Below are 15,223 nucleotides of genomic sequence, written 5' to 3' on the forward strand. Positions count from 1 at the left end.
TTTCATCGCGCCTGGCGCCAGGTGGGCCGGATCGGCACTTCGGGCAGATCACGCAGCGATTCGCCGTCAAGGCGGATGCGCTGCTGCCCCTCATCATCGCGCACGCGCAGCATCGCATGCGGGCCGGCGCCCAGCGACATGCGCGATGCCCGGCCGTCGGACTGCGCATCAAACACCCCATCGCCATCGGCATCCAGCAGCTGCAAGCGCGGCCGCGAGCCATCGATGGCATTGACCAGGCTGAAATACTGGCGTGCGGCAGTGCCTTCCACCGGCTCGCAACGCTCCGGGCCAGGGTCGCGATCGCGGGCATGCGCGGGCACCTCGCTGATCACTGCCAGCAGGTTGCTGCCGCTGTAAAAACCCAAGGGCTGCAGCAGGCGCTCGCCTGCTTCGGGCAGATCAAGGTACCAGCCTCGGTGCTGGTTCCAATCCAGCGCATCGGCGCCTTCGCTTTCGTCCATCGCCCAGAACTGGCGGCGGTCGCTGCTGCGGGCATTGACGGGGTTGGGATGGATGCGCCGCTGCAGCAGCTGGCTTGGCGCCACCGGGCTGGGCAGATCGGCATCGCTGCCCAGTGCCGACTGGCATTGCGCATCGGCGGCCGAGGCGCAGACCTCGACCCGCTCACCGTGCGCCCCCACCCTCTTGTAGCGGCTGGTATCGAGCACGGCATAGAGGCTTTGCACACTGTCATCCTGCGGGTCCTGGCGGCTGGCATTGCGGCCGGTGCCAAAGGCCACCATCAAGCCGCCGACGGGCACCTGGCGCTGGCCGCCCGCCTGCTGCAGCGTGCGCAGGCGGTCGTTGCTGCGCACCAGGGGCGCCGTGCTGATGGGCTGGGGCCGGCTGCGCTGCCCGGGCGCGCTGCGCGTGCCGCCCCGGGCCTGGTAGAGCGGTACGCCCGCTGTGCCCTGGTTGCTGGTCGTTGCCGCCAGCGCGCCCCACTGCGCCACACCCCAGGCAGCATCGTTGTCGGCGCTGATCAGAAACTTCCAGAGATTGCCCTGGTTGTCACCGGCGTAGACCACATCGGGCCGGCCATCGCCATTGATATCGACCAGCCTGGGCGCGGACAGGCCGTTGTCTTGCACAAAGCGGCACGCCGCCTGCGGCGCGGCCTGCTGCCTGCAGGCCTGCGCCGTGGTGGCCCCGGTCGCCACCAAACGCAGCAGCTCTTGCGCGCCGTCGAGGTACTGGATCAGCAGCACCGGCCTGCCGTTGGTGCTGTTGTAGCCATTGCCCAGCACCAGCGCCCAGCGGCCGTTGTTGAGCGGGGCGATTTGCGTCGTGCGCTGCGGGTCGATGTCGTCGCGGGAGGGGCTGGCAGTGATATGGCCGATATCGGCAAAGGCCTCGGCCAGCTGTGTGCAAGCCTGCGATGCCGCGCCCGTCTCCGCATCGCAGCGCGGTGCGGATTCCGTCGCATGCCAGCTGCGGTCCATCAGCACCAGACCGGCGGCTTGCGCCTCGGCAAACCCGGTCTCGGGCTCGGTGACATCGAGCACAAAGTAGCCCTTGCCTCCCGCACCCAAGGTGCCTGCCAGCAAAGTGCGCCAGCGCGGACTGCTGGTGCTGCCCAGGTTGGCATCGCCAGCCAATGGCGAGCCATCGACCCAATAGCGGTGCTGGCCATCGTAGCCTGGGCTGGTCAAAGCACGCAGACCGGGGATCACGCCCCGGGGCACATAGGCGATCTTTTCTTCGCCGCTGCGGGCCGAGAAGCCGTGCAGCATGCCGTCATTGCCACCGACATAGAGCATCGGCAAGCGGTGCTGGTGGCGCAGCACAAAGTCGAGATAGCCCGCGTCGGTATGGCGCGCAGAAGGCTTGCCCAGGTACCAGATCTGCGAATGCACGATATCGCCTTGGCGCGAATGCCGGTTGCGCAGGCGGCCGCCGTGCTGGGCCTCATGCCGGCGCTCGCCCCGCAGGTAGTTCAGCCGCTGCTCGCCGCTGGCCTGGCCCTGCTCGCCATCGGCGTGACCTTGCAGGGCCAGCTTGTGCGCCGCACTCAAGTAGCGGTCATCCGCAGCCCAGCGAAAAGGCACGCCGCGCTGCTGCACATCGCCCCAAGTCAGCACCAGGCGCTGCTGCCAGGCAATCGCATCGAGCTTGTCAGCCGTTGTCTGCCCGCCCCAGCCGGGTGCCGGCTGCAAGCGGCCATCGCTGGCCATCGCCTGGGCCTGAATGGCGCCAGCCCAGGCACGGCCCGGGTCGTAGCTGGCCGTGAACAACAGGGCATCCTGCGCAATGGCCTGGCTGGCGCTGGCAGCGCCTGTGCTGGCAGCCGCGGCGCGCTGCGCGCCGCCCGTGTTCTGGGCCTGTATCTCTGCGAAGATTCGGCGCAGCGCTGCTGCCACGTCGGGCGCCTCGGTTGCTGCATAAAATCGCCCTCGCCCATTGAGGGCCGCATGCCACAGATCCAGCGCGCGCACGCCCTCGCCTTGCGCATGCATATCGGGCCAGACGGCCTCCCCTTTGGCCAGCGCTGCAAAGCTGCCGTCATAGCCCAATGGCATGTGCTGCGCAGGTGCCAGGATGTGGGGCGCGCCGGGCCAGGTGCTGGCCTCCCGTCCAATGCCAACCGTATAGGTCTGCATATGGGGCCAGCTGGCGGGGTTGTAGCGGGGGTTCCAGTAGCGTTCCAGCTCGGCAGGCGGGCCAAGGCCATCGGCAAAACGCTCGCTGCGCGGCGCATGGCGGTAACCGGCTTCAGGCAACAGGCTGCCGCTCAGGCCTGCGCGCTGCAAAGGGTCGGCCCAGCTGTGGAAAGCCCAGTCCGCCAAGGTGCTGGGCACCGCATCGCTGTAAAGCCGGGTGGCGGCCCTTTGCGCGGCACTGCCACCGCCATAGACCTGGCCATCGGGCAGGACTTTTGCGCGGCTGTGGTCGTCTTGCGCGCCGCCGGTGGCCGGGCCATCCCAGCGGCTGCCGGCCAGCACAATGTGGTAGTTGCGGCGGCAGCCGAGGTAGCTACTGCTGGCAGCAGTGCCAGCGCCCGGTTGGCTGGACCAGGGGCCTTGCGGGCTCAGCGGCCTGCGCAGGTACGCATCGGCCTGGCCGAACAGGTGGTGCAGGTCGCTGCTGTGGCCGGTACGGAGCGAGTCGGCAAAGGCCAGAGCATGCTGGCGATGCCGGCCTTGCAGCGCCTGCATGCCGTTGCTGGCCAGACGCGGGCTGTTGACCGAGCTGGCGCCAGACCGGCGGCGCTGGCCGTGCACCATGCCCGCCGGCCCGCCACCGGGCGCTGCGCCATGGTTCCACATCGCCTGCCAGGCCAGGCGTATCGCGCCATCGGGCAGTTGCTGGTGATCGCCCAATACGTCCTTGAGCGCATGGCGCAGCACGGCGATGCGCTGCGCGCGCGTGTCCCAGATGCCCTCGCCACCGGGGGCGGTGATGCTGGCCAGACCGGGCTCGGTGCTGCCCATGCGGCGCTGCATCGCGGCCGAGTCATCGACGGAGACAATGACATTCGGTGCCACGACGGCGCTGGCGCCACCGGCAGGCTCGGTGGCCAGCTCCAATGACGCGGCCGCAGCCGGTACCAGAGCCGCCCACGCCAGTGCCAGGCTCCGAGCGCTGGTGGAGTTGCGGCGTGAAACCCTGCCGGTGTGCTTGCCATTCATAGCTGCCTCTCAGTCTTTGCGCCGGGGCCGGGCGTAGCTTTGCTCCAGTACCACCAAGCTGTCCGGCTTGCGGCCAAAGGCGGCGGCGGTGATGCGGTAGACCACATGCGGAGACAGGCCCACCAGTTCGAGCTGCTGCGCAGGCGCATTGCTGATCAAACCGGGTTGGCTGTCGATATAGGGGATGACCTCGATCCAGTACCAGCCACCGGCCTGTGCGTCACCCCGCTCAGCCAGAATGGGATGGGCCGGCCGGTCTGCATCGCCCAGCTGCGCGCCGGTGTACTGGCCATAGCGTGCGCCCGTGCCAGCGCGTATCAGCGCAAACAAATCCTGCTCGCCGGCTTGCCGGGCCGGCGTACCTGCGGCAGGCGCATTCCAGATATCCTGGCGCCCGACGCGCTTGGCACAGAGCGCATCGATGCAGCGTTGCGGCTGGGCACTGAGTGTTGCCAAGAAGGCAGGCAGGTCGGCGTTCTCCATCGGTACCTTGGTGGTGCCCCCGCTGCGGCACACACTGGCTGCCGCGCCATGAGGCAGGCCGCCATAGGCGCAAGGCCGGCCATCGGCCCGCTCTCCGCGAATATCGAGTTCGGCGTCCAACAGCAAGGCTTCTGCAGCTTCAAAGGCCCGCTGGTAATCGGCATCGTTGCCGACCACCAGTTCGCCATACCAGGCGGTCCGCGCCGCCCATAAGGCCAGCAGCATCGACAGCATGCTGAAGACCAGCACTGTCAGCAACGCGGCACCCCGTGCGTGCTGCGCAAGGCTGCCAGGATGAAGGTGGTGAGGGCGTCTCATAGGCTGCCCTGGCTGCGCAACTGGAACAGGTTGCGAAAGACGCGGTGCATCCGCTGTTTGCGCGGCCCCGGCAGATCGGCGACGGCCACCCATTCGCCATCGCAACCGGTATAACCGCTGCCTGCCGGCAACGAGGTGGGCCGGCTGCCAAAGAGCACCAGGCACACTTCCACCGCCACCACCTCCGACCAGTCGCGGCCCGCCTGCTGCGCATTCACATACTGGAGCTGCGGCTGCGCCGTGCCCGCTGCCTGCATGCGCAAATAGCGCAGCTCAAAGGCCGCTACGTTGTCGACCAGCGGCTGGGGCGACGCAGCGGTATCGTTGCCGCCACAACGCAGCACATGGCCGCGCAGCCTGAAGTGCGATTCCAGGCGCTGATCGGCACTGGCATCCACCGGCCCGCCCAGGCAGTTGCGCGCTTGCGCAGCCAGGCCGGGCTGGGCAAAGACCGGCTCCTTGTAGCGCCGGTAGCCGGTCACCAGGCTGTTATGGCTGCCGCGCAGCGCATCCATTCGAGGGGCATAGCCACGGGCGCTGCCTGAGGCTGGTGCCGTGGTCTCGAAAGCCGCTGGCGCCAGCGCGGCGCTGACCGATGCACCGGCGCCGGCGGGCAGGTTCAGGTTGAGGTACAAACCGCCCGCCTGGCGCAGTTGCAGCCCGATGATGCGCAACGCATAGCTGGCCTGCTGCTGCAAGTGGCTGGCATCGCTGACGGTCAGCGACAGGCTGCGGGAAGCCAGCATGGCCATGCTGGCAGCGGCGATCACCAGCAAGCCCAGCGCCATGCCCACCATCAGCTCGACCAGACTGAAGCCTTGCTGCCTGCTCTCCGTTAAGCGGCACGGCGCGGAAGTCAGCGCAAAGGCCCCGGCCGGACGGATGTGGCGCGGCATATCAAATCCCCCCGCAGTGGTAGTGCACGTTGCTGCCCATGCGCTCCACCGCACAGCGTGCGTTCAGGGCCAGGTACTGCAAATGGCAGGTGTAGCGCAGATCACCATCGTCATCCTGGCAGACCACCTCGCCGCCGCGTTCCGCTACCGCGTCGGCGCGGGCTCCTTCGCCGACACTTCGGGTACTATCGACCTGGTTGCGGTACGGCGCGGGGTCGGGCGAGCCCGGCATGGCATGCGAGCTCTCGGCCCAGCGGATCATCACGCCCAGTTGGCGCCGGTTGGCGGCCTGGTTTTCGCCCGGTGCCAGAAAAATCCGGGACTGCCCCAGCGGCAGGCTGCGTGCCACCTGCAGCCGCCACTGCGCCAGTTCGTGGTCCGCCAGCTCCGCAGCGCTGCAGGGCCGGGCGCTGCATGCAGAGGCCGGAGGCGCCGCCGCCGCGTCCTGCCAGTCGCTGACGTAGCGGTCCAGCTGGTCCCAGGCATGGGGGTTGGCACGTATGCGTTCACCCAGGTCTTCGATCAAGCGGAGGGCCTGCACGCGCCGGGTACTGGTCTGCGTATCTGCAAGCGTGCGCAACTGCATCCCCAGCATCGCCAACACCCCGAGGACCAGTACCACGATGGCCACCATCGACTCCAGCAAGCTGATGCCGCGCGAGAAGGAGGCTTGGGGATGGGATGGCATGAACATAGGCAGGCGCCCTTTCAGCCCCGTACAGGACAGGGCGGCCTGTCGGCAACCCGCACGCGGCCGCCTCGGCTGGTGCACAGCCCTTTGGCAGCGGCATCCTGCAGGCCTTTGCCCTGGGGGAGCAGCGAAAAGCTGAAACCCGCCACCGGCATGCCCCAGCGGTCAAACCGGATGCCCTCCCCCAAGCTGCTGCGCTGCACCTGCAGACCTGGCGGCACCTCATAACGCTGAAGGACCAGGGCATCCGGCGCACATTGCTGCTGGCCGAGTTCATGCGCACAGACCTGCCAGCCACAGCTCCAATCGTTGGTTCGTGCGCGCGCCTGGCAGTGCGCGCTGGCGGCGATGCGCTGCAACGCGATCCGCCCACTGCGTTTGACCGCCTCGGAGCGCGCAAGATGGATCGCCGAATGCAGGGCCTCCAGAGACTGCTGCACGCGCCAGCGCTGCAGCAGGCCGCTGAAACTGGGCGCGGCCAGCCCCGCGATAATCGCCAACAGGCTGATGACGACCATCAGCTCAACAGCGGTCAGCCCCCGATGCCTGCGCAAACATCGATATCTCCATAAATTAATGAAAACTATTGAATTCATGGTTTTGATTATTTATATTTCATGCCACCGCGTAAAGCCCTCTTTCCATTGAAAAATTAAATTCGCTCGCGTTGAAAATCAGGCCATGCAGCGCTGGCGCGGTCTTGCGCCGATAATCGCCAAGCCGGCCTGCCGTTGACTGCCACGCGTCTAGGTATGGCCCCTATTGCGACAAAGCTCCATGACTGATCAATCGATGCAAACCGCGCTGGACCTGGCTGCCAGCGCCCTGTTCATTACCTCCCCCAATCCCCGCGTCGGTTGCGTGCTGGTGGCTGCCGATGGCCAGGTCATCGGCCAGGGCCACACCCAGCGTGCCGGTGGGCCCCATGCAGAAATCATGGCCTTGCGCGATGCCGCTGCCCGGGGCCACAGCACCGTGGGTGCCACCGCCTATGTCACGTTGGAGCCCTGTGCCCACCATGGCCGCACGGGCCCTTGCTGTGAAGCGCTGGCTGCAGCCGGTATCGCCAAGGTCGTAGGTGCCATCACGGACCCGAACCCGCTGGTCGCCGGCAATGGCTTTGCCCGTTTGCGGGCTGCCGGGGTCGAGGTGGTGGTGTGTGCGCCGCAAGACGGCGGGGAGGCCTCGCGCGAGCTGAACATTGGCTTTTTCAGCCGCATGGTGCGCAGGCAACCCTGGGTGCGGCTCAAGGCGGCGATGTCGCTCGACGGTGCCACCGCATTGCCCAATGGCAGCAGCCAGTGGATTACCGGCGAGGCCGCCCGGGCCGATGGCCACCATTGGCGGGCCAGGGCTTGCGCGATCCTGACCGGCGTCGGCACCGTGCTGGCCGATGACCCGGCGCTGGATGTGCGCTATGTGGACACCCCGCGCCAGCCCCGGCTGGTGGTGCTCGACAGCCAGTTGCGCACGCCTGCGCAGGGCCGCATCTTTGCGGCGCAACGCGAGGTGCTGATCTACACCCGCAGCGACGACAGCGCCCGCCAGGCCGCACTGGAGGCTGCTGGCGCGACCATCGTGCGACTGCCGGGTCAAGCCTCAGCAGATTCCAACGCCCGCATCGACCTGGCGGCCTTGATGCAAGACCTGGGTAAGCGTGAAGTCAACGAACTGCATGTGGAAGCGGGTGGCATCCTGAATGGCGCGCTGCTGCAGGCGGGCCTGGTCGATGAATGCCTGTTCTACCTGGCGCCCAAGCTGGTCGGCCAGGGACTGCCCGCGTTTGCCGGTATGGCACTGCAGCAGCTGGACCAGGCGCCGGCCTTGGATATCCGCTCCATCGAGCCCTTGGGCGCCGACTGGCGCGTGCTGGCCCGTGTACAGGGCCATGGGGCGTTCTGAGTCAGGCCTGCTGCAGCGCCGCTGACTCGGCCCGGCAAACCGAAGGTTGGCGCTTGCCAAACGCCAGGCCGTCCAGGCGTGCGACCAGGCTTGGTAGCGACCTGCCACGGCTGGTGTCAGCGGGTGGTGTCAGCGGCTGGCGTAGCCAAGGCAGGCGCCCGCATTGGGCAGCCCCTTGCATTCGCGCAGCAGGCGGCGGTCGCGCTCGGCCGGGGTTTCTGCACTGCTGCTGCGCTGGCGCTTGACCTTGACTTTGGCCGGCTTCTTGGGCGCCTGCGTTGCCTCGGTCTTGTTGTGGCGCGCTGCCCAGGCAGGGGCGGGTGGCATCGCGATGGCCGCCAGCACCAGGGCGATGGTGTAAAAACGCAGTGATCGGTGCATCAGCAGCCCTCCTCTTGGCTATTGCAAATAAGATCTCGGATGTTTTCTGCAATCCTAGCGAGATGCTTGCAGAAACCACCTGGGCACAAACCCTGCTGGGGATCCACGCACCGGTACCAGCACGTTGCGGCGCCACGACGCCCCAGCCGCCTGCCGCTGTACGACAGCGCCGCCAAAGCACAGCGGCGGCACCCGCAATGGCCGCCGCTCACGCACAATAGCGCCAGCCCACTGATTGAACCCTGCTGCCATGCCGATAGCTCTGCCGACCTCCACCCTGTCCCCGTCAAGTTCTGTCCCGAGTTCATCATGGCGCAAGCTGCGGTCCGGGCTGGTATGGGTGTGCACCAGCTTTTTGCTCAGCGCATGCGCCAGCAAGCTGCCGGCCCAGGTGGATCGGCCCGCGTCATCAGCCCAGCCCCCGGCGGCCAGCAGCCCGCTGGTGCAGATCAGCCAGCAGCGCCAGAAGGCGGAAAGCAAGGCAGGCGCTGGCGCCTCGGGTTTTGAGATTCTGGCCGGTGCGCAAGCGGCCTACGGCGCGCGGCTGGCCTTGGTGCAAGGCGCCAAGTACACGCTGGATGTCCAGTACTACGCGATCCACGCCGACGCCAGCACCGCGCGTTTGCTCGAAGGGGTGGTGAACGCAGCGCGCCGGGGCGTGCGCGTGCGCGTGCTGCTCGATGACTTCCACGGCACCGGGCGCAACGCCCAGGTGATGCGGCTGGCCTTCGAGCCCAATATCGAGATGCGCATGTTCAATCCGCTGCCCGGCGACCGCGACTCGCCGATCAGCCGCATGTGGAATGCGGCCACCGATTTCCAGCGCGCGCAGCAGCGCATGCACAACAAGCTGTTCCTTGCCGACAACACGATGGGCATCATGGGCGGGCGCAATCTCGGCGATGCCTATTTCGACAACGACGAAAGCTCCAATTTCCTCGACACCGATGTCCTCGTCGTGGGACAGGCGGTACAGGACCTGTCCAGCAGTTTCGACACCTACTGGAACAATGAGCGCGCCTACCCGGTGCAGTCGCTCATCAGCAAGCAGGAGCTGGAGGACATGCAGAAGACCTTGTTGGCCCGGCCCAGCAAAGGCGGCGACAACGATGCAGCCGACAGCCCTTCGACGCCGGCAGCGCGCGCGGCGACCGGCGGCGCACTGCCTTCCCCGCCGGATGGCGAACCGCGCCCGGGCGGCGCCATCTCCGAAGAGCAGCGTGAACGTGCCTGGGATATGCAGCCGATGGACCTGCGCAGTGTTCCGCTGGTCTGGGCCCACTCGGTGGTGATGGCGGACGCCCCCAGCAAGATACCGTCAGTCGATTCCGATGGCCAGACCAACCCGCTGAGCGCCGCACCGGGCGTGCTGGAGAACAAGCGCCTGGCACAACTGCGCGTGCTGGCCGAAACCCGCAACCCCGGCCACAGCCCCAGTGCAGACTCGGTGGTGGATGGCCTGGTGCAGTTGCTGGGCTATGCCAAAAAGGATTTGCTGATCGTCTCACCCTACTTCGTGCCCGGTGAAACGATGCGCCAGGCCTTCAAGGATGCCGTGCAGCGCGGCGTGCGGGTGCGCATTCTGACCAACTCGCTGTCCTCCAACGACGCGCCGATTGCGCACATCGGCTATGCCCGCCACCGCGAAAACCTGCTGCGTGATGGTGTCGAGCTGTATGAACTGGTCAGCGACGAGAGTGACCTGCGCGCCGCCTTTGGTCTGGGCAGCGGGCAGAACAGCTTCCGCGAAGGGCGCCGCGTCATGCTGCACAGCAAGGTGCTGGTCCTCGATGGCCAACTGCTGGTCGTCGGATCGATGAACCTGGACCAGCGCTCGAAGTTGCAGAACACCGAGATCGCGGTGCTGGTGCGCAGCCGCAAGCTGTCTGCCCAGGCGGCAGACATGATTGAAAAAGGGCTGGAAAGCGCCGCCTGGCATGTGGTGCTGAAAGATGGCGACCTGGTATGGCAGGCACCGCAAAACAGCCGCCTGAAGGACCAGACCACCGAGCCGGATGCCAGCCTGCCGCTGCGGCTGATGCTCAAGATCATCAGCCCCTTCACGCCTGATTCCTTGCTCTAAGCAGCCACGCCCGTCGAGGCGTGCTGCTGCAAGCCGTTCAGCCAGACGGTGATCGCCGCCTGGTCCGTCATCACCCGCACATGCTGGTAGGCAGCCTCGGCTTCGGGAAAGGCCCGGCGCATCAGATTCAGCCATTGCTTCAAGCGGCCGGCGCGCTGGCGCGGCTCCAGGTCCTCGCAGACCAGGTGCCAAAAGCGCAGCAAGGCGGGCAGCAGGTCCGGCCACTGCACATCGCGCAGACCGGCGGGCAGCGGCTGGCCATCACGCTCGGCAACCGCTTTGCGGATGCGCCAGGCCAGGCCCGGGTCAGCCACAATGCCACGGCCCAGCATCAGGTCCTGGCAACCGGATTCGGCCTGGCAGCGCAACGCGTCCTCCACGGTCCAGATCTCGCCATTGGCGATGACGGGGATGCGCACGGCCTCGCGGATCCGCGCAATCTGGTCCCAGTAGGCAGGCGGGCGGTAGCCATCGAGCTTGGTGCGGCCATGCACGACCAGTTCGCAGGCACCCGCCTCCTGCATCGCCAAGGCGCAGTCCAGCATCAGCGCCCGGTCGTTGAAGCCCAGGCGCATCTTGGCCGAGACCGGCATGGCCGCAGGCACGGCCCCGCGCACGGCGCTGACCACCGCATGGATGGCGGCCGGGTCTTGCAGCAACGCGGCACCGCCACCATGGCGGTTGACCACCTTGGCCGGACAGCCAAAATTCAGGTCAATGCCCTCGGGCGACAGCGCCGCCAGCTGCACGGCATTGGCCGCCATGCTGGCGGCATCACTGCCCAGCAGCTGGGCGCGCACCGGTGTGCCCGCAGCAGTACGGCTGCCGTTGTGCAACTCCGGCATCGTGCGCAGGTAGACCTTGTCAGGCAGCAAGCTGCCGGTAATGCGGATGAACTCCGAGACGCAGCGGTCGGCACCGCCAATGCTGGTGAGCACGTCGCGCAGCACGAAATCGAGCAGGCCCTCCATGGGCGCAAGCAACAAGCGCATGGCTGGCCCCGTTCAGCAAGCGCCCAAGGATGGGGCCACTGGCATCATCCGGCGGATCACCAGGCCACCTGCAGGCGCCACAGCGTGGTCATCTCGGCCGCACGGGCCTGGTGCAGCGGGTTGGCGGCATCCTGGGCCTTGGGGTGGCGGGGGCGGATATGGTTTTTGCCCACCACTTGCAAGCCGGCTTGGGAGATCCAGGTGAGCAGCTCCTCGCGGCTGCGCAGGCCCAGGTGCTCGGCAAAATCGGACAGGATCAGCCAGGCCTCGCCCCCCGGCACCAGGTGTGCCGACACGCCTGCCAGAAAGCCACGCAGCATGCGGCTGCCTTCGTCATAGACCGCACGCTCGACCGGCGCGCTGGGCTTGGCAGGCACCCAAGGCGGGTTGCAGACCACGAGAGCCGCCTTGCCTTCGGGGAACAGATCGGTCTGCGCCAGCTCCACACGCGTGTCCACCCCCAGGCGTTCCAGGTTCTCCTTGGCGCAGGCCAGTGCACGCGGATCGGTATCGGTGGCCAGCACTTTCTGGATGCCACGGCGCGCCAGCACGGCAGCGATCACGCCGGTCCCGGTGCCGATGTCATAGGCCAGCGACTGCTTGGCCAGTGCGGTCGGCAGCGGCGCCTGGGCAATCAGGTCGACATACTCGCCCCGCACCGGCGAGAAGACGCCGTAGTGCGGATGGATGCGGTCATAGGCCTTGGGCGCCAGCTTGGCCAGCGCGGGGATTTCCACCCCCTTCTTGCGCCATTCATGGGCGCCCACCAGCGCCTGCAGTTCGCGCAAGGACACCACCTGGGCCACATCGCCCTCAGGCGCGCCCCAGGCATCAACGCAGGCGGCCTGCACCAGTGGCGCTCGGCGCAGGTGGATGGTGTACTGCGGATCCAGCTCGATCAGCACCATCGACAGCACGCGGGCGCGCTGCGCCTGCAACTGGCGCTGCTGGTGGAAGGGCAATGCCAGCTGCGGCGTGGGCATGCCAGCCACGGCAGGGGCGGCAGGCTTTTTCTTGGCCTTGCGCTCACCGGTCTTGTCCAGCCGGCGCGTCAGCGACTGCAGCAGCATGCGCGCATTTTGAAAGTCACCGCGCCACAACAGCCCCGTGCCTTCGCAGGCCATGCGGTAGGCCACATCGGCGGGCAGGGTGTCATCGGCCAGCACCACGCGGGTGGCAGCGGCAGCGCCCCGCTCGCTGCGCCAGCGCGCGCTGCGGGACTCGCCGCCTTCCTCCCAGTGGATGGTGGGAAAACTCTCTGGCTGGGCAGTGGTCATACAAATGCTTTCTGGGGCAGACCAGCGCGGTGCCGGCTGCCAAGGGGGAAAAAACAAAGAGGCCGTCCAGGACGGCCTCTTGAGAGCGAGGCATCACCGCCCTGCCAACGCAGCGCCGGTGCATGCCTGGCCAGCAAGGATCAGCGGTTCATCAACGAGCGCTGCATGCGCACTTCTTCGATCTTGATGGCACCGACGGTCGCCGTCTTGGCGGTCGACATCTCGCGCTTGAAACCGGCAGACTCATGGAAACGCAGCGCGCGCTCGTTGCGCAGCGGCACCCAGGCGGTCACCGAGGTGCAGCCTTCTTCGGACAGGCCATCACGCGCCGCATCCCACAGCGCCACGCCCACACCCTGGTCCCAGTGGGTGGGGGCTGCATAGATCGCCCAGATCTCACCGGTGGTGGGACGGGTCTTGGCATCGCGCGAACGGTCAAAACCGATGAAACCGACGATCTTGTCGTTTTCAACGGCCACTTGCACCTGTGGCTCGCAGTATTCGATGGCTTCGCGCCAGTAAGCCTGGCGCTTTTCAACGGAAGAGATGGACTTCAGCTGGTCATCGGGCAAAACGCCGCGATAGCTCTCCACCGAAGCGGCGGCATGGATTTGGGCAATGGCTTTGGCATCACGGAGAGTTGCGGGACGAACCTGGATAGTTTCAGACATGGATAACCGAAAACAAAAATCAATGAATTAACCAAAAAGCACGCATATCTCGTCGTACACTGCGACCATCACGCCCGGCCGGGTGTCAAGTGGGGATGGAGCACCCTGAGGCTCAACATCCTCCCACCTGCAACACACCATGGCTCACGCAGCATCAGCAGGCAACAAGGCACTGCTGAGGGCTTTTTTAAGGGCATATGGAAGAGTCAGCGCGTGAACAGCGCGCTGCAGAGATATGGTGCGCGAAAGCCCGCCATTGTCTCACTCCTGACATCATTTGGGTAGCCCCACAACCCGCTTGTAGGTCAATTTGTGCAGGGGTTTGCAAATGGCTGCATTTGCGCTAGGCGTTTACCCGAACCTCAACACCCCATATCCATCAAGGGCTTAGCGCATAAAGCTACGGCTCAGCCAACGCACCAGCAGATCAAAGCGCCTGCCATAAGGCGGGTACAGCCAGGCAGCAGCCGACCAGCCGCCTTGACGCAAGACAGGTTTGGCATGCGAAAAGCGCATGAATCCATGGTAGCCATGCAGTGCACCCCAACCGCTCCTGCCCCATCCGCCAAACGGCAGCCCGCCATGGGCAAACTGCAGCAGGCAGTCGTTCATGCACATGCCAGCGGCGCGCACGCGCTGGGCCACCTCCCGGCCCTGGCGGCGGTCCTGGCCAAACCAGTACAGCGCCAGCGGTATCTCGCCCTGGTTGATCGCGGCCACTGCTTCCTCGCGGTCGTCGTACTGCAGCACCGGCAGCACCGGCCCAAAGATCTCCTCCTGCATCAGCTGCATCTGCGCGCTGACGCCCAGCACCAGTGACGGCACCAGCTGGCGGCTGATGCCATCGCCGATGCGGCTTTGGGAGACCTCTGCCCCGCCACTTTCGAGCCGGATCACCTGGGCACCCGCCTGCTCGGCTTGGGCCAGCATGCCCAACAAGCGGCTCGCATGGGCGGCATGGATGACCGAGGTGTAATCGGGATTGCCTTGCTGCTGCGGGTACATGTGCTGCACCGCCTGGGCATAGGCCTCGACAAAGGCGGCAGCGCTGCCGCGCGGCAGCAACACATAATCTGGCGCAATGCAGGTCTGGCCGGCATTGAGCAGCTTGGCATGGGCAATCTTGCGCGCCGCATCCTGGATATCGCAGCTTTGCTCCAGCAGGCAGGGCGATTTGCCGCCCAACTCCAAGGTCGTGGGCACCAGCTGGTTGGCGGCGGCCAGCGCCACCTTGCGGCCGGTAGCGGCCGAGCCGGTAAACAGCAGGTGGTCCAGCGGCAACGCAGCCAGCTCGGCGGAGGCCCCGGCGTCCCCGGCGAGCAAGGCCACCTCGTCATCGGCAAAATAGCTGGGCACCAGCTCGGCGAGCAGGTGCATGGTCTCCGGGGTGTACTCGCTGGGCTTGAGGATTACGCGGTTGCCGGCGGCCAGCGCGCTCACCAGCGGGCCCAACGACAGCAGCAACGGGTAGTTCCAAGGGGCAATCACCCCCACAACCCCCAGCGGCATGGCCTGCACCCAGGCGCGCGCGGGCCAGAAATGCCAGGGCGTGGCCTCGGGCCGGGGCGCTGCCCAGCGCCGCAGTGCGCCCAGTGCCTGCCGCAACTGGCTGTGCAGCGGCAGCAGCTCCGTCAAAGTGGTCACCCGGGCCGAGCGCTGGCCAAAATCGGCCTGCACACTGGCGCACAGCCTCGCTTCGTTGTCCTGCAACAGCTTTTGCAGGCGCAGCAAGCGCTCGCGCCGCAGCAGCAGCGGCGTATCGGCCTGCGCGCGGCTGGCCGCACGCATGGCCTCAAAACGGCTGTGCAACTCGCTCACATCCATAGCTTGGCCCCATAAAAAAACCCGGTCTGCATCAGGCACAACCGGGCTTTGCACACCAGCAGGCCAACGCCTG

The 15,223-nt window shown here is 66.7% G+C and carries 12 protein-coding genes; 2 read left to right on the forward strand and 10 right to left on the reverse strand.

From position 1 onward, the window contains the following. Positions 1-2 precede the first annotated feature (2 nt). The 5 genes from MJ205_RS14655 to MJ205_RS14675 are packed head-to-tail and all read right to left on the reverse strand — an operon-like array spanning position 3 to position 6,616. Entirely contained in the window at positions 3-3,632 is a 3,630-nt protein-coding gene (locus MJ205_RS14655; protein ID WP_239809140.1) for a pilus assembly protein, read from the reverse strand. Positions 3,633-3,641: 9 nt separating this feature from the next. Then, entirely contained in the window at positions 3,642-4,433 is a 792-nt protein-coding gene (locus MJ205_RS14660; protein WP_239809141.1) for a pilus assembly PilX family protein, read from the reverse strand. Further along, positions 4,430-5,329 carry a PilW family protein gene (locus MJ205_RS14665; RefSeq protein WP_239809142.1) on the reverse strand — a complete coding sequence of 300 codons (900 nt, stop codon included), beginning with the start codon at positions 5,327-5,329 and terminating at the stop codon, positions 4,430-4,432. The genes MJ205_RS14660 and MJ205_RS14665 overlap by 4 nt, the downstream gene beginning before the upstream one ends. A 1-nt stretch (position 5,330) precedes the next feature. Beyond that, a complete protein-coding gene (gene pilV, locus MJ205_RS14670) occupies positions 5,331-6,017 on the reverse strand; it encodes a type IV pilus modification protein PilV (protein WP_239809143.1) in 687 nt (228 codons plus the stop codon). 20 nt (positions 6,018-6,037) lie between these two features. Continuing rightward, positions 6,038-6,616: a GspH/FimT family pseudopilin gene (locus MJ205_RS14675; RefSeq protein ID WP_239809144.1), complete on the reverse strand. Its 579-nt coding sequence runs from the start codon at positions 6,614-6,616 to the stop codon at positions 6,038-6,040. Between the two features lie 181 nt (positions 6,617-6,797). On the opposite strand from MJ205_RS14675, the gene ribD reads away from it, so the two are divergent. Further along, entirely contained in the window at positions 6,798-7,922 is a 1,125-nt protein-coding gene (gene ribD, locus MJ205_RS14680; protein ID WP_239809145.1) for a bifunctional diaminohydroxyphosphoribosylaminopyrimidine deaminase/5-amino-6-(5-phosphoribosylamino)uracil reductase RibD, read from the forward strand. A 129-nt stretch (positions 7,923-8,051) separates the two neighbouring features. Here ribD and MJ205_RS14685 read toward each other — a convergent pair whose 3' ends face one another. Further along, positions 8,052-8,303, reverse strand: a complete 252-nt coding sequence (locus tag MJ205_RS14685) for a hypothetical protein (RefSeq protein WP_239809146.1) — start codon at positions 8,301-8,303, stop codon at positions 8,052-8,054. A 250-nt stretch (positions 8,304-8,553) separates the two neighbouring features. On the opposite strand from MJ205_RS14685, the gene MJ205_RS14690 reads away from it, so the two are divergent. Then, positions 8,554-10,386 (forward strand): phospholipase D-like domain-containing protein, encoded by a 1,833-nt coding sequence (locus MJ205_RS14690; RefSeq protein WP_239809147.1) that lies wholly within the window; start codon positions 8,554-8,556, stop codon positions 10,384-10,386. Here MJ205_RS14690 and MJ205_RS14695 read toward each other — a convergent pair. The 4 genes from MJ205_RS14695 to MJ205_RS14710 all read right to left on the reverse strand — a co-directional run bounded on the left by MJ205_RS14695 (position 10,383) and on the right by MJ205_RS14710 (position 15,189). Further along, complete coding sequence (locus tag MJ205_RS14695) at positions 10,383-11,378, reverse strand: tRNA dihydrouridine synthase (RefSeq protein WP_239809148.1); 996 nt, start codon at positions 11,376-11,378, stop codon at positions 10,383-10,385. The two genes, MJ205_RS14690 and MJ205_RS14695, sit on opposite strands and share 4 nt — an antisense overlap. Before the next feature lie 56 nt (positions 11,379-11,434). Then, complete coding sequence (locus tag MJ205_RS14700; RefSeq protein ID WP_239809149.1) at positions 11,435-12,655, reverse strand: methyltransferase; 1,221 nt, start codon at positions 12,653-12,655, stop codon at positions 11,435-11,437. Between the two features lie 140 nt (positions 12,656-12,795). Beyond that, on the reverse strand, positions 12,796-13,326 hold the full coding sequence (locus tag MJ205_RS14705) for a GNAT family N-acetyltransferase (protein ID WP_021025922.1): 531 nt from the start codon (positions 13,324-13,326) through the stop codon (positions 12,796-12,798). 387 nt (positions 13,327-13,713) lie between these two features. Further along, positions 13,714-15,189: an aldehyde dehydrogenase family protein gene (locus MJ205_RS14710; protein WP_256460936.1), complete on the reverse strand. Its 1,476-nt coding sequence runs from the start codon at positions 15,187-15,189 to the stop codon at positions 13,714-13,716. Positions 15,190-15,223: the final 34 nt, after the last annotated feature.

Source organism: Comamonas sp. B21-038 (assembly GCF_022387135.1).
GTDB lineage: Bacteria > Pseudomonadota > Gammaproteobacteria > Burkholderiales > Burkholderiaceae_C > Comamonas > Comamonas sediminis.